At 71.9% G+C, this 18,217-nt stretch carries 17 protein-coding genes and 1 pseudogene; 8 read left to right on the forward strand and 10 right to left on the reverse strand.

The window, feature by feature from the left end; all coding sequences use genetic code 11:
* Positions 1 to 54 precede the first annotated feature (54 nt).
* The gene (locus ACQRWP_RS23300; protein WP_430503273.1) at positions 55 to 1,320 is read left to right on the forward strand and encodes a zinc-dependent metalloprotease; all 1,266 of its coding nucleotides are present in this window, start codon (positions 55 to 57) and stop codon (positions 1,318 to 1,320) included.
* 81 nt (positions 1,321 to 1,401) lie between these two features.
* Here ACQRWP_RS23300 and ACQRWP_RS23305 read toward each other — a convergent pair whose 3' ends face one another.
* Together ACQRWP_RS23305 and ACQRWP_RS23310 are read right to left on the reverse strand one after the other, a co-directional pair.
* Positions 1,402 to 2,010, reverse strand: a complete 609-nt coding sequence (locus ACQRWP_RS23305; protein ID WP_430497707.1) for a hypothetical protein — start codon at positions 2,008 to 2,010, stop codon at positions 1,402 to 1,404.
* Between the two features lie 190 nt (positions 2,011 to 2,200).
* Positions 2,201 to 2,734, reverse strand: a complete 534-nt coding sequence (locus ACQRWP_RS23310) for a M48 metallopeptidase family protein (protein ID WP_430497708.1) — start codon at positions 2,732 to 2,734, stop codon at positions 2,201 to 2,203.
* Between the two features lie 513 nt (positions 2,735 to 3,247).
* On the opposite strand from ACQRWP_RS23310, the gene ACQRWP_RS23315 reads away from it, so the two are divergent.
* From ACQRWP_RS23315 to ACQRWP_RS23325, 3 genes and pseudogenes are all read left to right on the forward strand, one after another.
* Positions 3,248 to 3,418 (forward strand): DUF5679 domain-containing protein, encoded by a 171-nt coding sequence (locus ACQRWP_RS23315; protein ID WP_167457767.1) that lies wholly within the window; start codon positions 3,248 to 3,250, stop codon positions 3,416 to 3,418.
* Between the two features lie 222 nt (positions 3,419 to 3,640).
* Positions 3,641 to 4,752: pseudogene (locus ACQRWP_RS23320) on the forward strand (hypothetical protein).
* Complete coding sequence (locus tag ACQRWP_RS23325; protein WP_430497710.1) at positions 4,749 to 6,095, forward strand: ABC1 kinase family protein; 1,347 nt, start codon at positions 4,749 to 4,751, stop codon at positions 6,093 to 6,095. Before ACQRWP_RS23320 ends, ACQRWP_RS23325 begins: the two are co-directional and overlap by 4 nt.
* A gap of 317 nt (positions 6,096 to 6,412) precedes the next feature.
* Here the strand turns inward: ACQRWP_RS23325 and ACQRWP_RS23330 are convergent, their stop codons facing one another.
* The 3 genes from ACQRWP_RS23330 to ACQRWP_RS23340 all read right to left on the reverse strand — a co-directional run bounded on the left by ACQRWP_RS23330 (position 6,413) and on the right by ACQRWP_RS23340 (position 9,444).
* The gene (locus ACQRWP_RS23330; protein WP_030490434.1) at positions 6,413 to 6,778 is read right to left on the reverse strand and encodes a WhiB family transcriptional regulator; all 366 of its coding nucleotides are present in this window, start codon (positions 6,776 to 6,778) and stop codon (positions 6,413 to 6,415) included.
* 130 nt (positions 6,779 to 6,908) lie between these two features.
* Positions 6,909 to 7,124, reverse strand: a complete 216-nt coding sequence (locus ACQRWP_RS23335; RefSeq protein ID WP_430503274.1) for a hypothetical protein — start codon at positions 7,122 to 7,124, stop codon at positions 6,909 to 6,911.
* A gap of 154 nt (positions 7,125 to 7,278) precedes the next feature.
* Positions 7,279 to 9,444, reverse strand: coding sequence for an ATP-dependent DNA helicase UvrD2 (locus tag ACQRWP_RS23340; RefSeq protein ID WP_430497713.1), 2,166 nt, complete (start codon positions 9,442 to 9,444; stop codon positions 7,279 to 7,281).
* Positions 9,445 to 9,536: 92 nt separating this feature from the next.
* On the opposite strand from ACQRWP_RS23340, the gene ACQRWP_RS23345 reads away from it, so the two are divergent.
* A complete protein-coding gene (locus ACQRWP_RS23345; protein WP_030337579.1) occupies positions 9,537 to 9,779 on the forward strand; it encodes a mycoredoxin in 243 nt (80 codons plus the stop codon).
* 9 nt (positions 9,780 to 9,788) lie between these two features.
* On the opposite strand, the gene ACQRWP_RS23350 is transcribed toward ACQRWP_RS23345, so the two are convergent.
* Positions 9,789 to 11,141: an MFS transporter gene (locus tag ACQRWP_RS23350; RefSeq protein WP_430497715.1), complete on the reverse strand. Its 1,353-nt coding sequence runs from the start codon at positions 11,139 to 11,141 to the stop codon at positions 9,789 to 9,791.
* A 215-nt stretch (positions 11,142 to 11,356) separates the two neighbouring features.
* Between ACQRWP_RS23350 and ACQRWP_RS23355 the strand changes: the two genes are divergently transcribed.
* The 3 genes from ACQRWP_RS23355 (at position 11,357) to ACQRWP_RS23365 (ending at position 13,185) form a co-directional block, all read left to right on the forward strand.
* Complete coding sequence (locus tag ACQRWP_RS23355; protein ID WP_238677814.1) at positions 11,357 to 12,337, forward strand: helix-turn-helix domain-containing protein; 981 nt, start codon at positions 11,357 to 11,359, stop codon at positions 12,335 to 12,337.
* A gap of 74 nt (positions 12,338 to 12,411) precedes the next feature.
* Complete coding sequence (locus tag ACQRWP_RS23360) at positions 12,412 to 12,651, forward strand: DUF397 domain-containing protein (protein WP_430497718.1); 240 nt, start codon at positions 12,412 to 12,414, stop codon at positions 12,649 to 12,651.
* Between the two features lie 258 nt (positions 12,652 to 12,909).
* Complete coding sequence (locus ACQRWP_RS23365) at positions 12,910 to 13,185, forward strand: hypothetical protein (protein ID WP_430497720.1); 276 nt, start codon at positions 12,910 to 12,912, stop codon at positions 13,183 to 13,185.
* A 127-nt stretch (positions 13,186 to 13,312) separates the two neighbouring features.
* Here ACQRWP_RS23365 and nudC read toward each other — a convergent pair whose 3' ends face one another.
* The 4 genes from nudC to ACQRWP_RS23385 all read right to left on the reverse strand — a co-directional run bounded on the left by nudC (position 13,313) and on the right by ACQRWP_RS23385 (position 18,128).
* Complete coding sequence (gene nudC, locus ACQRWP_RS23370) at positions 13,313 to 14,272, reverse strand: NAD(+) diphosphatase (protein WP_430497722.1); 960 nt, start codon at positions 14,270 to 14,272, stop codon at positions 13,313 to 13,315.
* A gap of 76 nt (positions 14,273 to 14,348) precedes the next feature.
* Complete coding sequence (locus tag ACQRWP_RS23375; protein WP_430497723.1) at positions 14,349 to 15,695, reverse strand: M16 family metallopeptidase; 1,347 nt, start codon at positions 15,693 to 15,695, stop codon at positions 14,349 to 14,351.
* Positions 15,692 to 17,002 carry a M16 family metallopeptidase gene (locus ACQRWP_RS23380; RefSeq protein ID WP_430497725.1) on the reverse strand — a complete coding sequence of 437 codons (1,311 nt, stop codon included), beginning with the start codon at positions 17,000 to 17,002 and terminating at the stop codon, positions 15,692 to 15,694. The genes ACQRWP_RS23375 and ACQRWP_RS23380 overlap by 4 nt, the downstream gene beginning before the upstream one ends.
* 10 nt (positions 17,003 to 17,012) lie before the next feature.
* Positions 17,013 to 18,128: an LLM class flavin-dependent oxidoreductase gene (locus tag ACQRWP_RS23385; protein WP_430497727.1), complete on the reverse strand. Its 1,116-nt coding sequence runs from the start codon at positions 18,126 to 18,128 to the stop codon at positions 17,013 to 17,015.
* Between the last annotated feature and the right edge of the window lie 89 nt (positions 18,129 to 18,217).

Below are 18,217 nucleotides of genomic sequence, written 5' to 3' on the forward strand. Positions count from 1 at the left end.
TTCGGTTTCGCGCTCCCGGGTGGGCAGCCACCAGACCCCAACGATCCCGCGCAGATGCAGCAGTTCATGTCGCAGTTGCAGCACCTGCTCTCCGCGCCGGGCAGCGGGCCGGTCAACTGGGACCTGGCCCGGCAGGTAGCAGCCAGCCAGCTCGCGGCCGCCGGTGACCCGGCGGTGTCGATGTACGAGCGCAACGCGGTCGAGGAGGCGTTGCGCCTTGCCGACCTGTGGTTGGAGCCCGCCTCGGCGTGGCCCTCCGGCATCCAGAACCCCGTTGCGTGGAACCGCAACGAGTGGATCTTCAAGACGCTGGACGTGTGGCGCAAGCTGTGCGACCCGGTCGCCAGCCGGATGGTCGGCGCGATGGGCGACCTGGTGCCACCGGAGGCCCGCGCCCAGCTCGGCCCGATGCAGTCGATGGTGGCCTCCCTCGGTGGCGCGCTCTTCGGCGGTCAGCTGGGCCAGGCCCTCGGTTCGCTCGCCGCGGAGGTGCTCTCCGCCGGCGACATCGGGCTGCCGCTCGGCCCGGCCGGCACGGCCGCGCTGATCCCGGCCAACATCCGGGCGTACGGCGAGGGCCTGGAGCTGCCCGAGGACGAGGTCCGCCTCTACGTGGCGCTGCGCGAGGCCGCCCACCAGCGGCTGTTCCAGCACGTCCCGTGGCTGCGTGGGCATGTGCTCAGCGCGGTCGAGATGTACGCCTCGGGCATCCGGGTCAACCGGGAGGCGATCGAGGAGGCGATGGGTCGGGTCGACCCGACCGACCCCGAGTCGATGCAGGCGATCGCCCTGGAGGGCATCTTCACCCCGGAGGACACTCCGGCGCAGAAGGCCTCACTGGCCCGCCTGGAGACCGCACTCGCCCTGGTCGAGGGCTGGGTGTGCCACGTCGTGGACAGCGCCGCCAGCGACCGGCTGCCCAACGTCGTCCGGTTGGGCGAGGCGTTCCGCCGTCGCCGGGCCGCCGGCGGTCCTGCCGAGCAGACCTTCGCCGCGCTGGTCGGTCTGGAACTGCGCCCCCGCCGACTGCGCGAGGCCGCGGCGCTCTGGGCCGCGCTCACTCAGCACCGGGGCATCGAGGGCCGCGACGCCGTCTGGGGCCACCCGGACCTGCTCCCGTCGGACGACGACTTCGCCGACCCGGTCGCCTTCGCGATGAACGACATGGACCTCAGCGAGCTGGACAGCTTCGACTTCACCGCCCCCGGCGGCGTGGAGGAGAAGGCCCCCGGCCAGCCGGATCAGCCGGGTCAGTCCGGTTCGTCGGGTCAGTCCGGCCAGTCCGACGAGACCGACGGCGAGGGCGACGCCAAGGCCTGACGCCCGCGCATCGACCGCCCGCGCCGCGGGTGCCCGCAGATCGACAGCGGCACCCGCGGCGCGTTCGGCGGTGCCGACGGTTCAGGTGGGTCGGCCCGACCCGGAGAGCAGGGCGCGGGTCGCTTCCCAACCCTCGAAGGCCGGGTCCAGCGTGGCCAGGTCGGCCGGGCCGCGCAGTCGTCGCCAACCGGCGGTGACCGCCACGTCACCAAGTCGCGGGGCGTTGGCGCGCGCCTCAGCCGGCGTCGCCGTGTCCAGCTCCAGCGTCGGCAGCCAGTCCGGCGCGGGCAGTCGTACCGCGACCCCGAGCAGACCCGGGCCGCCGCCCTCGACCGGGGCCACCGCGACCGGCCGGCTGGTGAGTGGGCGGAGCAGCTTGCCGACGGTCAGTGCGGGCAGGTCAGGCACGTCACTGACCAGCACGGCCGCTTGGTCGTAACCCTCCAGCGCGGCGAAGACGGCGTTCGGCGTCGGCTCGGCCACCTCGTACACCGCCGTGCCGGGCCACACCAGGGCATCGGCCAGAGCGCGGTCGGCCGGGGTCACCGCGACCGCGACCTCCACCTCGTTGAGCGTGGCGAACAGGTCGATCACGTCTTCCGCGAGAGCCGATCGCCACTGCGCCAGGTCGACGCCGGGCGGCGACCACTGCACCGGCCCGAGCAACGCCACTACCACCCGTCGCGCCATCCCCCGACCCTAGCGCCCCGCCCCGCACGGCCACCCGACCCGCCCGACCCGCCTACCTGAGCGGGGCTCGGCGACATGATCGACTCGGTTTCATTGAAGTCGCGGCGTCCCGGAGCCCTCAATAGCGCGGTATTCAGGAACGCGAGTGGATCTCGGCCGATCGCGGCTCGGCTCGGCGCGGGGGTGTGGATCAGGTGGGCAGCGGGGCGCAGGAGGAGGCGGCGGCGACCCCTTCGAGGTAGCCGCGGGCGCGTTCCGACTTGGGGTAGCGACCGACCAACGCCCAGAACCGGGCGTTGTGGCTGGGCACGATGAGGTGCGCCAACTCGTGCAGCAACACGTAGTCGATCACCCATTCGGGCATCTCCTGGACGCGGTGCGAGATTCGGATGCTGCGGTCTGCCGGCGTGCAGGAGCCCCACCGGCCGTTCTGGTTGGTGACCCACCGGACACTGGCCGGCACCGCCTTCGTGGCGTACCCGGCGAGGTAGAGCTCGATGAGCCGGTTGGCGCGGGCCAGCAGTTCAGCGTCGGAGCGGGCGAGGCGCCCCTCCCGGGCGGCGAGCCGGGCGAGCATCCGGTCGACCCACTCGCTCTCCTCGGCACGGGAGAACTGGTCGGGGATGAGGACGACCACTCGCTCACCGTCACGGTACGCGGACACCGTGCGTCGCCGACGCTGGCTGCGTCGCACCTCGACGACCGGCTTGCGCGTCCCCGCCATCACTGGCCCGCGCAGCCTCGACTACGTGTCACGAAGGACAGCTAATGCCCACTGACCAGGGGTCCGCAAGAGTCAACCGCACGACACGCGCCCAGAAAATGGTGATTGGTCGCCAGGCGTCCCGAAAATTTCTTGACCGCAGCGCCATCGCGCCATCTCGTCACCCTTGGTGAACGGCGATGGCGCCGGTGCGCGGCACGTCCCCACCGTAGGTGATCACCGTCCCGAATGCCGCCGCAGGGGCACTCGCACGGGTGGCTGTCAGGGTTTGGTCGGCGTGTCCCCGCCAAACTGACTTATCCGACCTATTTCGCCATGCACACTCTCGACGTCGACTTGCTCACAGTGTCGATGCACAGCTGACATGGAACTGCCCAGACCTGGGTAGGGTCCGCGGACCAGCGGTCACGAAGGTGGCCGCGGAGTGAGACCCAGCGCCGGCGCCCCGTGTGGCCCGCCGCCGGGCACCCCGCCGGAACGGCATTGACCGGCGGACGAGACGAGGAGGGCACCGTGGCCGACCAGGCCCAGACGACCTACAACGGTTACTGCGTGAAGTGCAAGGAGAAGCGGGACTTCGAGGGGCACGTCGAGGTCTCGAAGACCGGAATGAACATGGCCAAGGGCAAGTGTCCGGTATGCGGCACAACAGTGAACCGCATCCTGGGCAAGGCCAAGGTCTGACCCGAACGGGTGAACGGGGGTGGGGTGGCCAGTGGTCGCCCCACCCCCGTTTCCGATCGGGAGTTCGGTGCCACCGGCGTCGGTAGCCCTGTCGGTTGACCGACAACAGGCGCGAAGGGCTGTGGATAACCCGTCAAATCCTGTGGATAGCGCTGGACAGCGGCCTGGCCGCCTGTGGACAACGATCGACCGAAAGCGAAGATGCGGTCACGATTCGTGACCATGAGCCGCACCGCACTGCCCCGCCCCACCCTGCTGCCCGGCCTCAACCGGCTCTGGCGGGACCGGCACACCTCCAACTCGGCGTCGGCCCCGGGCCGGCCGTCCTCCTGGAGTTGGCCAACCCCCGCACCGCCTACCTGCTCGACCTGCTCGACGGCACCCGCAGCGAGCGCACCGTGCTGGCCCAGGCGGCGGCCGCCCAGGTCAGCGCCGACGACGCACGTACCCTGCTCGACACCCTGCGGGCCGCCGGCCTGTTGGTACCCGCGCACAGCCTGCTCCCCCGCGACCTCACCGGCCCGGTCCGTTCCCGGCTCGCGGCCGAGGCCGGCGCGCTGGCCCTGGCCGCCGCCCGACTGCCCGGCACCCCCGCGCAGGTCCTGCGTCGGCGACGGGCGGCCCGCGTCCTGCTCAGCGGCGCCGGGGCGTTCGGCGGGCCGCTGACGGTGGCGTTGGCCCAGTCCGGCGTGGGGCAGGTGATTCCCCAGCTCACCGGCCCGGTACGCCCCGTCGACCTGATCGGCACGGGCATCCCCGCCACCGAACTCGGTCACCCTCTGGCACCGGCGGTACGGGCTGCGGTCAACCGCGTCGCACCGGGCACCGGCACCCATCCGAGCCGCGCCGGGCGGATCGACCTGGTGATCCAGCTCGGCACGGACCGGCCTCCCGCGCTGCTCGCCGCCGGCCTCGCCCAGCGCCGGCAGCCGCACCTGCTGGTCACACTGCGCGAGGGCGTACCGGTGATCGGGCCTCTGGTCCGCCCACCCGCCGGGCCCTGCCTGCACTGCGTCGAGCTGCACCGGGCTGACCGCGACCCGGACTGGCCGCGGCTCGCCGCGCAACTCGCCGCCGCCGACCCGGTGGCCGCCGGAACGACCGGCACGCTGCTCGCCGCCTGCGGGTACGCGCTGGCCGAGGCGCTGACGCAGCTGGACGGCGGCCAGCCGGAGACGCTGGGTAGCGCCATGGAGATCACCGGTGCCGGCTGTTTCCGTCGTCGGGGTTGGCCGCCACACCCGGCGTGTGGGTGCTCGCGTGGCCGAGTGTCCGCACCAGCCCGGCCGCAGAGCAGCAGCGGGGCCCTCCGGTCGGTAACAATGACCGAGTGACCGACATCCCGCGCCGCGCCGTGTCCCGCACCGCCAAGCTCGCCTCCCTGCCGCTCGGCTTCGCCGGCCGGACCGTTCTCGGGATGGGGAAGCGCGTCACCGGGCTGGCTTCCGACGTGATCTCCGCGGAGATTCAGCAGCGCACCGCCGAGCAGTTGTTCAGCGTGCTGGGCCAGCTCAAGGGCGGGGCGATGAAGTTCGGCCAGGCGCTGTCGGTCTTCGAGGCCGCGTTGCCGGAGGAGATCGCCGCGCCCTACCGGCAGGCGCTGACGAAGTTGCAGGAGGCGGCCCCGCCGCTGCCGGTCGCCAGCGTGCACAAGGTGCTGGCCGAGCAGCTCGGCCCCGACTGGCGGGACCTGTTCGTCGAGTTCAACGACGTCCCGGCCGCCGCCGCGAGCATCGGCCAGGTGCACCGGGCGCGCTGGCGCGAGCCGGGCTTCGACGAGTCGGGCGAACCGAACAGCCGCGACGTGGCGGTCAAGATCCAGTATCCGGGGGCCGGCGACGCCCTGCTCGCCGACCTCAAGCAGCTGTCCCGACTGGGCGGAATGTTCCGGGCCATCCAGCCCGGCCTGGACGTCAAGCCGCTCCTGGCCGAGTTGCGCGAACGGATCACCGAGGAGTTGGACTACGAGTTGGAGGCCGAGTCGCAGCGCACCTTCGCCGCCGCGTACGCCGGCGACCCGGAGATCTACATCCCGGAGGTGATCGACGCCTCGCCCCGGGTGCTGGTCACCGAATGGGTGACGGGCACCCCGCTGGCCGACATCATCCGCGAGGGCACCGAGGAGGATCGGGACGAGGCGGGCCGGTTGATGGCTACCCTGCACCTCTCCGCGCCGCAGCGGGCCGGGCTGTTGCACGCCGACCCACACCCGGGAAACTTCCGGCTGCTGCCCGACGGCCGACTTGGGGTGATCGACTTCGGTGCGGTGGCCCGGATGCCGGAGGGCACCCCGGAGCCGATCGGTCGTATCGCCGCGATGGCCCTGCGCGGCGATGCCGACGAGGTCGTGGCGGGGCTGCGGTCGGAGGGGTTCATCGGCTCGGCCGACGAGATCGACGCCGAGGGGGTGCTTGACTTCATCCGCCCCATGCTGGAGCCCATCGCGGCGGACGGCTTCCGGTTCACCCGGGCCTGGCTACGGGCCGAGGCGGGGCGACTGGCCAGCCCCCGCTCCCCCACGTACCAGCTGAGCAGGCAGCTCAACCTGCCACCGTCGTACCTGCTGATCCACCGGGTGACGCTCGGGTCGATCGGGGTGCTCTGCCAGTTGGAGGCGAAGGCCCCCTACCGGAGCATCCTGGAGCGCTGGCTGCCCGGCTTCGCCCCGGTCGCCTGACCACGCCGAGGCCAAGGTGCCTGACCACATGGGGAAGGGCGGGTGCCGGTCGGCACCCGCCCTTCTGCGTGGGGTGGTACTAGAGAACGCCCAGGTCGCGAGCCGCCTGGTTGCGGCCGGTCATGGCGACGGTACGGGCGGATCGGGTTGCCTCAGTGCTCGTGGTGGTACGACCGGCCTGAGGCCGGCGCATTCGAGCCCGGGTCAACGCTTCGTGGAGTAGTTGCATCTCGAAGGCTCCACTCGGAACGTTCAACATCGTTTTCTCACTCACTGCCGGTGTGCCACCGGCGTAGTTGGAACGGGTCGGGAACATGTCAGGCTGCCAGCCGGACCGCGCCACGCACCTCGGACAGCCCACTGGCCGCCAGGCGCGCCTCGGCCTCGACCCGAAGCTCGGCGTCACGGGCGACGTCCTCCTTACGCGGACGGCCACGGGGCCGCTTACGCGGGACAACCGCGCCACGCTCGAAGATCTCGCCGCCCCAGACGCCCCACGGCTCCGCTCGCTCAACGGCTCCGGCCAGGCACTCGACACGCAGCGGGCAGTCCCCGCAGAGTGACTTGGCCAGCTCGAGCTCGGTGGGCGAGTCGGAGAACCACAGGTCGGGGTCGAACTTCCGGCAGGGCAGGTTCGCCTCCATCTCGACGCTCATGTCGAGGGGGGCCAACGCCAGACTCATCTCCCGGTCACCTCTCTCTCACTTCGATCTCGTGGATCGCATTCCGACGTACTTACGGCGGGCAAAAAACTGAGGCCGCGGATCCCGGTAAGCGGGTTCCGCGGCCTCGAGGTGAGCCGGAGTCTGATGGTCAGACCGGTTTACCTCGAGGTGGAACGCCGCGGACATCCATGCGCTTCTTGGCGACCTGGGTGCCATTGCCCGTGAAGCCACTGGTCCCCTCGACTCCAGCGGGCGCGACGGTCAGGATCAGCTCGGCCTGAACCTGGTGCACCTGTGGAACCGACGGTCGTGCAGCCGCGAGGGCCACCCGGACAGCCGACAGCGGAGCGCAGACAGACGGCATCGCCGTCAGACGCTCATAGGTGAAGATCTTCACGGGTGCCACCTCCCTCACGTTCCTCGAATCGACTGGACCGACCCCGTGAGCAGCCGGAATGGCGCCGCTCGCGTGGTGTGTCCTGAGGCTATTCCTCGCGCCGGGGCGAGGGCAAACGAATTTACGACGAGATTTCGAAAGTTTTCTCCGGGCAGACATCGTCCACCCCGGCACCGGCCACGAGGGCCAGCACCGACTCCCCGTAGAGGCCCAGCTTGCGAGGGCCGATACCGGCGATGGCGATCAACTCTTCCGACCGGCCCGGTCGCCGCTCGGCCAACGCGACAAGCGTCGCGTCGGTGAAGACCACGTACGCCGGGACCTTCTGCGCACCGGCCACCCGCTGCCGCCACTCGCGCAGCCGTTCGTGCAGCTCATCGTCGATGTCGGACGGGCAGGTGGGGCAGCGGCCGAGCTTGCGGTCCGGGCCGGCGAGCAGTGTGGCGCCGCAGATCCGGCAGGAGACGATCTGGGTTCGCCGCCGCTCGGGACGAGGGGCCGGACCGGCACCGCCGGTCGCCCGTTCGGTGCCGCCGGAGCGGTCCAGTTGGGGCAGGAACCGCGACGGCCGCCGGGCCCGTCCGCCCGGCGAGCGCGCGGCGGCGTACGACAGCCACAGCCACTCCCGGGCGCGGGTGATCCCGACGTAGAGCAGCCGGCGCTCCTCCTCGACCTGTTCGACGGTCTTGGCGTACGTGGTGGGCAGGGTGCCCTCGGCGAGGCCGACCAGGAAGACGGCGTCCCACTCCAACCCCTTCGCCGAGTGCAGGGATGCCAGCGTCACGCCGTCCACCGTCGGCACGTGCTGCTGGGCGGCCCGGCGCGCCAACTCCTCGGTGAAGTCGGTGAGGGTGACCGGGCGCTCCACCGAGGCGGCCTCACCGATCGGCACGACCTCGGGGGTGGCCGCGTACTCCTCGGCAAGCTGGACCAGCGCGGACAGCGCCTCCCACCGCTCGCGGGCCGCGCCGCCGGCCGGGGGCGCGTCCGGGGCCCAGCCGACGGCGGTGAGCGCCTCGACGACGGCGGCCGGCAGTGGTGTCTCCCCCGGGATCGAGCGGGTGGCGGCACGCAGCGCGACCATCGCCTGGCGCACCTCGGTCCGTTCGAAGAACCGCTCCGCGCCCTGCACGACGTACGGCACCGCGGCCTCGGTGAGTGCCTTCTCGTACGCCTCGGACTGCGCGTTGACCCGGAACAGCACGGCGATCTCCTTCGCCGGCGTGCCCGCGTCGATCAGCGCGCGGCAGCGTGCGGCCACCGCGTTCGCCTCGGCCGGCTCGTCGGTGAAGATCCGCAGGTCCGGCTCGGGGCCGGATGGGCGCTGCCCGCTCAGCTCCAGCCGCAACCGCGCCTCGGTACCCCGGGCCTGGGAGATCACCGCGTTGGCCAGCCCGACCACCTGCGGGGTGGAGCGGTAGTCGCGAACCAGCCGCACCACTGTGGCATTGCGGTGCCGGCGGGGAAAGTCGACCAGGTACGCGGAGGTCGCCCCGGTGAACGAGTAGATCGTCTGGCTGGCGTCGCCGACCACTGTCAGGTCGTTGCGGCCGGCCAGCCAGGCTTCCAGCAACCGCTGCTGGAGGGGGTTGACGTCCTGGTACTCGTCGACCACGAAATGCCGGTACTGGGTGCGGATCTGCTCGCCGACGTCCGGGTGCTCCTCGATGCCCCACACCGCCGCACGCAGCATGTCCTCGAAGTCGATCACGCCGTTCGAGCGTTTGAGCTGCTCGTACGCGGTGAACACGTCGGCGACCTTCGTCGGCTCGTGCGGTGTGTCGCGCAGCGCCCGGGCCGCGGCCACCACGTAGTCCGTCGGCTCGACCAGCGACGACTTCGCCCACTCGATCTCGCCGGCCAGGTCGCGGGCGGCGGCCCGGTCGGTACGCAGGCCGACCCGGGCGGCGGCGAGGGTGACCAGTCGCACCTTGCTGTCCAGCAGTTCGGGCATGGCGCGGCCGGCCAGCAGCCGGGGCGCGAAGTACCGCACCTGGCGCAGCGCGGCCGCGTGAAATGTCCGCGCCTGGACACCGCCCACCCCGAGGACGGTGAGCCGACTGCGCATCTCGGCGGCGGCGCGGGCGGTGAAGGTGACCGCGAGCACGTGCCGGGGGGAGATCTCCCCGGAGAGCGCCCGGTGGGCGATTCGGGAGGTGATCGCCCGGGTCTTGCCGGTGCCGGCGCCGGCCAGGATGCAGACCGGGCCGGCAGGTGCGGTCACGGCGGAGCGTTGCTCAGGGTCCAGCCCGGCGAGCACCTGTTCCGACGCTGAGTGAACCACCACAACCAGGAATCATCTCAGCTCCTCCCAGCGTTGCAGCGAACAGGCTCGGCTTGATCCGCAAGCCGCGGCCGGAGGAGTTGGAGGATCCGAGGATGCTGACGATGTATTCCACCCCCTGGTGCGGCTACTGCCACCGGCTGAAGTCACAGCTCGACCGGGAGGGCATCGGGTACGAGGTGGTCGACATCGAGCAGGACCCGAAGGCCGCGGAGTTCGTGATGAGCGTCAACGGCGGCAACCAGACGGTGCCGACGCTGCGCTTCGCCGACGGCAGTGCCCTGACGAATCCCTCGATCACCCAGGTGAAGCAGCACCTGGAGACGCTCAACGCCTGATCTGCCGGTTCATTTTCGACGAGCGGTCGCCTCATTTGGGGCGGCCGCTCGTCGTGTTCCGGAGGGGTCACGGCGGCGGCGGTCGGCGGGTGCCGGAAGCTCGGGTCGGTCGGCGTCCTCGGCCGGTCGGCGGGGCGCCGGGAGCGTTGGGCGGGTGGGCGGCGTCGGCGGGCGGGCCCCGGCCGGCGCGCTCAGGTGCCGGCCCCGCCACAGGTAGCTGCCGGCGGCCAGCGTGGCGAGCCCGACCAGCGCGAACAGCAGCCGGTAGTCCAGGAACCCGACCAGCAGGGCACCCGCCCCGATGGAGAACGCCTGCGGCCCGCTGACCACCGCCTGGGTGGCCGCGGCGACCCGGCCGACCAGCGACGGTGGGGTGCGGCGCTGGATCAGCGTGTGCAGACCCACCATCGTCAGCGGGAGCGAGACCCCGGCCAGCAGCACCGCCGCGAACCCGAGCCGCAGATCGGGGAACGCGAGCGCGAGAGCGGCCGGAGAGAAGAAGGCGACCCCGGCGGCCAGCGTGCCGACCTCTCCGAGCCGGCGGACCAGCGTCGGTGAGCAGAGGCCACCGAGCAACCCACCGACGCCCTGCACGGTGACCAGCACGCCCACGAACGCGGCATCCCGGTTCAGCCCCTGGTCGACGTAGGCGAAGATGAGCGACTCGCTGAAGCCCATCACCAGCGACCCGAGCCCGTAGCCGAGCAGGGCCCGCCGCAGGGCCGGCTCGCCGGCCAGGTGCCGCAGACCGGCGCCCAGTTCGGCCGGCCATCGCAGCCGTACGGCCGGTGGCAGCTGTTGCGGGGTGGGCAGCGCGGTGACCACCGCCGCCGCGGTCAGAAATCCGACCATGCCGATTCCGGCCAGCGCCCACCCGCCGAGCGCCGCGTAGAGCGCCGCGCCCACCAGTGGGCCGACCAGTCGAATCCCCTGGCGCACGGTCTGGAGTACGCCGTTCGCGTCGGCCAGCAGCTCGACCGGCACCATCTCGCGGATGAGCCCACTGAGCGCCGCCCCGAGCGTGATGGACGAGAGTCCGTACAGGGCGGCCACCAGGTAGACGACCCAGACGTCGCCCGCGTCGCGGACGGTGAACAACGGGGCGAGCAGGACCGCGGTCAGCACGTTCGCGGCCACGAAGAACGGCCGGCGCGGGTAGCGGTCGACGACCCAGCCGACCAGGGGCGCCAGCGTCATCGGCGCGATGACCGCGAAGATCGTGGCGCCGGCCAACCCGTTCGAGCCAGTCAGATCCTTGACCCAGATGGCGAGTGCGAGCAGCAGGATCGACTCGGCGGTCATGCTGGCCAGCAGGCCGCCGAAGAGCAGGCGGAAGTCGGGTCGGCGCAGGATCGTGCGCATGGGGTCCCTCCGGCGGGATGGCGTGCCCAGATGGGCGAGGTCGACGGGCCGCGACCGCGGGTCCGTCGTCATCCGGCATTCCCGTGGTCCGATTTTCGCAAGACACGCCCTCGCCGGAACCTCCGACACCGGTCGCGCCGTCCATACTGACCGTGGGGGGCGAATTTCATACAGTTACCGTCGCGTCTGCGGCGGTCGACGGGAAAGAGGACACTGTGCCTCCTGCCGCACCCAGCCCGATCCTGCGTCGTCGCCGGTTGGGCATCGAGCTGCGCCGCCTACGTGAGGCCGCGGGCCTCACCGGCGATCAGGTCATCGAGCGTATCGGTTGGGCCTCCGCGTCCAAACTGTCCCGCTTGGAGAACGGCCGCAGCCGACCGGACCCGCAGGACGTCGGCGACCTGCTCGACCTCTACGGCGCCGACCAGGCGCTGCACGACGAGCTGCTGGGCATCACCAACGAGGCCGGCGACATGCGCGGCTGGTTGAAGAACTTCCCAGTGATGACGCAGCAACAGCGCAGTTGGGCCGAGTTGGAGGCGGGCTGCGCGGAGATCTCCGAGTACAACCCGGTGCTGGTGCCGGGCCTGTTGCAGACCCCCGGGTACGCCCAGCTGCGGATCGTGTCGGCCCGCCAGGTGAACGCGGGCGCGGGCGAGCCGGAGCCCGGCGACGAGCCGGAGACCGAGGTGCAGGCGCGGCTGGCCCGCCAGTCGCTGCTGACCCGCGAACCGCACGCTCCCCGCTACACAGCGGTGTTGGAGGAGGCGGCTCTCGGCCGCCGGGCCGGGCCGCCGGAGGTGCTGCACGAGCAGCTGCTCCAACTCTGCGAGTTGGCGTTGCTGCCCAACGTGGCCCTGCACGTGCTGCCCCGGGACACCCAGATCGGGAATTGGTACCTTCCGCCGACCGCCTTCTCGGTCTATCGGTTCGCCGATCCCCTCGATCCGGAGACATTGGCCATCGAAGGTGGCTTCACCGACGTCATGTCGACCGAGTCAATCACGCTAAATCGCTATAAAGTGGTGTTCGAGTGGCTATGCACGGCGGCACTTAACGCTTCGGACACCCTCTCCTGGCTGATCGAGGCGACGGGACGGCTGACCGAGGCGACGCCCCCATCCACAGTGGCGTTCGGGCCGGCAACGGCGCCGACCCAACGCCGCCGGGAATCAGGGCGACTGACGGACCGGTGATCCACGGGGGACCCTCCGTCGGGACGTGCGGCACCACTCGTCCCATCGGATCGCTGCACATCAGGAGCAGAACCATGAAAGACATCCGCAACACGCCGTCCGTCTCCGCCCACTCGTTGGCGGACGCCCCGTGGCGTACCAGCACACGTAGCCAGACCTCCAACTGCGTGGAGGTTGCCCCGCTCGCCACCGGCCCGTCGGCGGTCGCCCTGCGCGACAGCAAGGACCGGGGCGGTCCGGTGCTGCTTTTCAACCGCGCGGGATGGCTGGGTTTCATCACCGGAGCGAAGAAGGGCCAGTTCGATCTGAACTGATTCGGTGACTGGTACGGGGCCGTCGGCGCACTGCCGGCGGCCCCGTCGCGTCGCACCCGCCGATCCGTCGCTCGGCGACCGGCGGCTCCGTCGCTTCGCGACCCGGCGACCCTGCTGAGCAGCCATCGGCTAATCGGACGAGGCTCGAAACCGATAGGCGCGTTTCAGTTGCTGGGACGAACACGGGGCGTAACATGGCCCTCGAGTACGTGGAACTTCCACACTGGCTCATCCGTCGCGGTTCATCCGGAGACCCCCATGCGGTTCCTGATCGTTCGCACCGACATCCGCGCCGTCGCTGACGGGGACATCGCCGCCGCCTGGGCGGACGGCCACCGACTTCGCGACGAGACGACCACGCCCGAGCCGCGCCGGCAGATCGTGCACGCCGAGGACCGGGACGCCGCGCTGCTGCTGGCCCGCGCCCTGGCCACCGTCGGCGCGGTCCGCGCCGGCAAGCAACGGGTCAAGGTCGTCCCGCTGATCGAGTCGCGGCCCGCCTTCCGACACAGACCGGGCCGCACCGGCACCTGATTCCACAGGTCGTCCGTCGTGGTCGGACCGGCTCCCCCGCCGCGTTACTCGCACCCGCCGATCACGACGGCCCGTGTTCCCGGCCCGTGACCGCCGCGGCAACGGCGGCCACGGGTCGGGACCGTGCTCAGCGGTCAGCGTCCACCCAGCCGTCGAGCCAGCGGTGAATCAGGAACAGCGCGATCGACGACGGAGGCGGCAGGATCAGCCGGGCCCCGTCGCCCACGTCCACCGTCTGCCCGGCCAACGCCGCCCCGATCTCGCGACGGGAGAACCACCGGGCGTACGCGATCTCGGACGGATCGACCCGCACCGGCTCGGTCGGGTTCGCGGTGGCCAGGAAGCCCAGCATCAGCGAGCCGGGGAACGGCCATGCCTGGCTGCCCACGTACCCGATGCGCTCGACCCCGACGCCCACCTCCTCGCGGACCTCGCGCAGCACGGCCGCCTCCGCCGATTCGCCCGGCTCCACGTAGCCGGCCAGGCAGGAATAGCGGCGACCACCCGGGGTGCCCTGCCAGCCGGCGTTGTTGCCGAGCAGGCAACGGCCGTCCGGGCCGTCCACGCCGTCGTGGACGAGCACGATCATCGCCGGGTCGGTACGCGGCCAGATCCGCCCACCATTGCGGTCCACCCGCGACCAACCCGCCTCGTCCATCGAGGTCGGCGCGCCGGTGCTCGTCGAGTAACCGTGTCGGGTGTGCCAGTTGACCAGCGCCAACGCGGTGGTGAAGATGCCGGCCTCCCGGTCGGCGAGCAGGTGACCCACCTCCCGGAGGTGGACCGCCCGGGTCCCCGGTATCGCCGGAAGAGGCGCGTCGACAGCGAAGACCGGGACCCCGTCCGGCTCGACACCCAGGAACATCGCCATCGACTCGGACCCGGCGGGCACGTCAGCCGCCCCGAACAGCACCAACGTCGGAGGCGACGTCTCGGTGCGGGCCAGCGTCCGCCCCTCGTCGGTCGAATCGAGCAGCAGCACCCGGGCGCGCAACCACGCCTCCGTCAACCACTGCGAGTCGCCCCGCCGGTGCGCAGCCCGATCCAGCGTGGACCGCGCCAACGGCGGCGCCGCCTCCCCGCTCACGCCGGCGCTCCGCTTCGCTGCGCGCCGCCGTGAGACGGCCCGCTGCTGAACCCCACGGCTCGCTCGCTCCGCTCGCTCACGCTTCTTGCTCAGTGACCGTGGTCAGCGCGGCCAGCCCCGGGGTGATCCGCTCGGCGTCGCCGAGCACCACGATCGCCGCTCGGGCCGGGGCCAGGTAGCGGGCCGCCGCCTGCGCGACGTCGTCGATGCTCGCCTTCGCCAACCTCGCCGCGTACTCGGCGAGGAAGTCCAGACGCAGACCATTGCCGGAGTACGCGCTGGTCAACGCCGCCAACCCGGCCTGGGTGGACATGCCGAGTTGGAGGGTGCCCAGGGCGTACTGCCGGGCCTGCTCCAACTCCTCGGGCTTCGGCGGCAGCGACGCCAACCGACCCAGCTCGTACGTCGTCTCCAGCAAGGCCGGGCCGGTGACCTCGGTGGCCACGTCGGCGGCGGCGACCAGCACCGACCCGGCGACGGAGTGCTCGATCACCGAGTGCGGGCCGTAGGTGTAGCCCTTGTCCTCGCGGATGTTCTCCACCCACCGGGAGGAGAAGTAGCCGCCGAAGATCAGGTTGGCCAGTTGCAGCGGGGCGTGGTCAGGGTCGGTGCGCGACACCGCCGGCAGCGCGATCCGCAGCGAGGACTGCACCGAGCCCGGCCGGTCGACCAGCAGCAGCGGCCCCGGCTCCAGCGGCGGGGTCGCCGGCAGCTCGGCCACCCGCCCGGCACCCGACCAGCCACCGAGCGCCCGCTCGGCCGCGTCCAGTGCCTTCTCCGGCTGCACGTCACCGACCAGCACCAACTGCGCGCCGGTCGGGTGGACCCGCTCCGAGTGCAGGGTGCGCAGCGCCGCCGGTCGGACGGCACGAATCTGGCCGGGCTCCGGCGTCTGCGTCGCGTACGGGTGCCGGCCGTAGATCCGCTTGAGCAGCGCCTCCCGGGCCAGGTGCGCCGGTTGGCTCTGCGCCACCTGGATCCGGTCGACCAGCCGGTCCCGTTCGGTGGCCACCTCGTCACTGGGGTAGCTGGCGCCGGTCAGCACCTCGGCCAGCAGCTCCAGCATCCGGTCCAGACCGGTGACCAGGCCGGCGCCGGAGAGCATCAGCCGGTCCGGGTCGACGCCCGCGGAGAGCCCGCCACCCACCTTCTGCAGCTCGGCGGCGATCTGCACGCTGGTCATCGACTCGGTGCCGGAGAGCATGGTCTGCGAGAGCATCGCGCCGCGGGCCAGGTGGACCCGGCCGAACGGCACCCAGAGCCGTAGTTCGACAAGGGGTACGGCGGGCCGGCGTACGGCGATCACCGTGAGACCGTTGCGCAGCGTGCGCTCGGCCTGCTTGGGCACCTTGAGCTTGCGGGTCGGCCCGAGCGGCGGCAGCGTACGCGGTCCGACCGGAGCGGTGGTGGTGGTCGCGCTCAACGGGCACCTCCGGCGATGACCTCGATGGCGGCCCGGCGCTCCGGACGCAGGGTGGCCGCGGCGGCCCGGACCTGCTCCTCGGTGACCTCTCCGACCAGGCGGGGCAGTTCGTTGAGCAGGCCCGGTTCGCCGCGTTGCTGCTCCAGCACGGCCATCCGCAGCGCCCGACCGAGCACCGCGTCGGTGTCGCGCAGCAGGTGGGTCGCCATCCGGGCCTGGGTGCGGGCCAGCTCACCGTCGGTCAGCCCGTCGGTGGCCAGCCGGTCCAGCTCCTCGTCGATGGTGCGCAGCACCTTGTCCACATCGCCAGCGGGCGGCAGGTGCGCCTGCAACAGCAGCGCGGTGGGATCCCGGACGTCGAACGGGTCGCCCATGAAACCGAGGTATCCGCCGAGGCTGGTCACGGTGCGGTCCCGCTGCACCAGTCGCTCGACCAGCCGCGACGCGTCGCCGTCGGTGAGCACCTCGGCCAGCACCACGTACGGCAGGTAGCCGGCGAAGTCGGTGACCGGGTCGGGCACGCGCCAGGCGCCGGCCACCGCCGGCAGCGGCGCCAGGGCATCGGTGTACGAGGTGCGCCGCTCGGCGCTCAGGTCGGGCTCGGTGAAGTCGGGCCGTTGCGGTGCCGGCCGGGCCGGCACGTCGCCGAAGTGCCGGGTGACCAGCTCGGTCGCCTCGGCCACGTCGATGTCGCCGCTGACAGCCAGCACGGCGTTGCCGCTGGCGTAGTAGCGGCGGAAGAAGTCCGCGGCGTCGGCGACGGTCGCCGACTCCAGGTCGTCGAAGGAGCCGTAGCCGTCGTGGGCGTTCGGGAAGGTGTCGAACATGACCGGCGGCAGGGTCAGCCAGGGGAAGCCACCGTACGGCCGGTTGAGGACGTTGACCCGGATCTCCTCCTTGACCACGTCGACCTGGTTGCGCAGGTTCTCCTCGGTCAGCCGAGGCCCCCGCATCCGGTCCGCCTCCAGGAACAGCGCGCGTTCCAGCGCGTTGCTCGGCAGCGTCTCGAAGTAGTCGGTGTAGTCCAGGTGGGTGGAGCCGTTGAAGGTGCCACCCGCGCCCTGCACGTGCCGGAAGTGGGCCAGCTTCTCGAGGTTCTCCGAGCCCTGGAACATCAGGTGCTCGAAGAGGTGAGCGAAGCCGGTACGCCCCTCCGGCTCCGAGCGGATGCCGACGTCGTAGACCACCGCCACCCCGATCACCGGGGCACTGCGATCGGGGGTGAGCACCACCCGCAGGCCGTTGTCGAGGGTGAACCGCTCGACCGGATACTTCGTCGCTGGAATTCTGGATCTCCGCGCCGCCACGGAGTCGACCCTAGCGCGTCGACACCTCCGCCACCCGCGACCTTCCCGGAGCCGCCGCGACCGGGGCCGTCACCAGGGGCAGCACCTCGGCGCCGACCCGCTCCGCCTCCTCGCGGTGCGGCCAGCCGGAGAGGATGAACTCGTCGACGCCGAGCGCGGCGTACTCGTCGATTCGGGCCGCGACCTCGGCGTAGCTGCCGACCAGCGCGGTGCCGGCGCCCTCGCGGACCAGGCCGACGCCGGCCCAGAGGTTCGGTGCGACGGTGAGCCCGTCGGTGCGGCCGGCGTTCAGCGCGGCCATCCGGGCCTGGCCCACCGAGTCCATCCGGCGGAACCGGGCCTGGGCGGCGGCGATCCGCTCCGGGCTCATCCCGGCCAGCAGCCGGTCCGCCTCGGCCCACGCCTCCGCGCTGGTCGGCCGGGCGATGACGTGCAGCCGGAGGCCCGTGCGCAGGGTGCGGCCCTGCTCGGCGGCGAGCGCCCGGACCCGGGTGACCCGGGCCGCGATCGACGTCGGTGGTTCACCCCACATCAGGTACACGTCGGCCTGTCGGGCGGCCACCGTCTCGGCGGCCGGGGACGCGCCGCCGAAGTAGACCGGCGGCGGCGCGGCAAGTGGGGTGGCCAGGCCCCCACCGTCGACCCGGTAGTGCTTTCCGGCGTAGTCGAACGGCCCGCCGGCCCAGGCGCGGCGAAGCACCTCGACGAACTCGCCGGTACGCGCGTAGCGGTCGTCGTGCCCGAGGAAGTCGCCGTACGCCCGCTGCTCGGCCGGGTCGCCCCCGGTCACGATGTTGAGCGAGAGCCGGCCACCCGAGACGGCCTGGAACGCCTCGGCCTGCTGGGCGATCAGGGTGGGCAGCGCGAAACCGGCCCGGACCGCGACCAGCATGCCGAGCCGCTCGGTGTGCTGGGCGACCGCGGCGCAGACGATCCACGGGTCGGGGCAGCCGGCGCCCACCGGGGTGAGAACGGCGGTGAACCCGTTCGTCTCGGCGGCCCGGCCAACCTCGGCCAGGTAGGCCACCGTCGCGGCCCGGTCGTGCCTCGCGGCACCGGCGGTGACGGTGGCGGCACCGACCTGGTCGCCGTCGCCGGAGGTGGGCAGGAACCAGTGGAAGGTCATCGCGAAGTCGCCTCTCTGCCGGTGACCGAACGCCGATTACCCTAGCAAGCTGGTAGGAAATACCGACATGACTGAGACGCGTCATCCCG

Origin of the sequence: Micromonospora trifolii, from assembly GCF_050516465.1 — a bacterium.
Taxonomy (GTDB): Bacteria; Actinomycetota; Actinomycetes; order Mycobacteriales; family Micromonosporaceae; genus Micromonospora; species Micromonospora trifolii.

What these genes read in the sequence shown, in the direction of transcription:
- ACQRWP_RS23300 (WP_430503273.1), top strand. Translation starts at nt 55, where the DNA reads ATGCAGCAGTTCATGTCGCAGTTGCAGCACCTGCTCTCCGCGCCGGGC.
- ACQRWP_RS23305 (WP_430497707.1), bottom strand. Translation starts at nt 2,010, where the DNA reads ATGGCGCGACGGGTGGTAGTGGCGTTGCTCGGGCCGGTGCAGTGGTCG.
- ACQRWP_RS23310 (WP_430497708.1), bottom strand. Translation starts at nt 2,734, where the DNA reads ATGGCGGGGACGCGCAAGCCGGTCGTCGAGGTGCGACGCAGCCAGCGT.
- ACQRWP_RS23330 (WP_030490434.1), bottom strand. Translation starts at nt 6,778, where the DNA reads ATGAGTCTGGCGTTGGCCCCCCTCGACATGAGCGTCGAGATGGAGGCG.
- ACQRWP_RS23335 (WP_430503274.1), bottom strand. Translation starts at nt 7,124, where the DNA reads ATGCCGTCTGTCTGCGCTCCGCTGTCGGCTGTCCGGGTGGCCCTCGCG.
- ACQRWP_RS23345 (WP_030337579.1), top strand. Translation starts at nt 9,537, where the DNA reads ATGCTGACGATGTATTCCACCCCCTGGTGCGGCTACTGCCACCGGCTG.
- ACQRWP_RS23350 (WP_430497715.1), bottom strand. Translation starts at nt 11,141, where the DNA reads ATGCGCACGATCCTGCGCCGACCCGACTTCCGCCTGCTCTTCGGCGGC.
- ACQRWP_RS23360 (WP_430497718.1), top strand. Translation starts at nt 12,412, where the DNA reads ATGAAAGACATCCGCAACACGCCGTCCGTCTCCGCCCACTCGTTGGCG.
- ACQRWP_RS23365 (WP_430497720.1), top strand. Translation starts at nt 12,910, where the DNA reads ATGCGGTTCCTGATCGTTCGCACCGACATCCGCGCCGTCGCTGACGGG.
- ACQRWP_RS23385 (WP_430497727.1), bottom strand. Translation starts at nt 18,128, where the DNA reads ATGACCTTCCACTGGTTCCTGCCCACCTCCGGCGACGGCGACCAGGTC.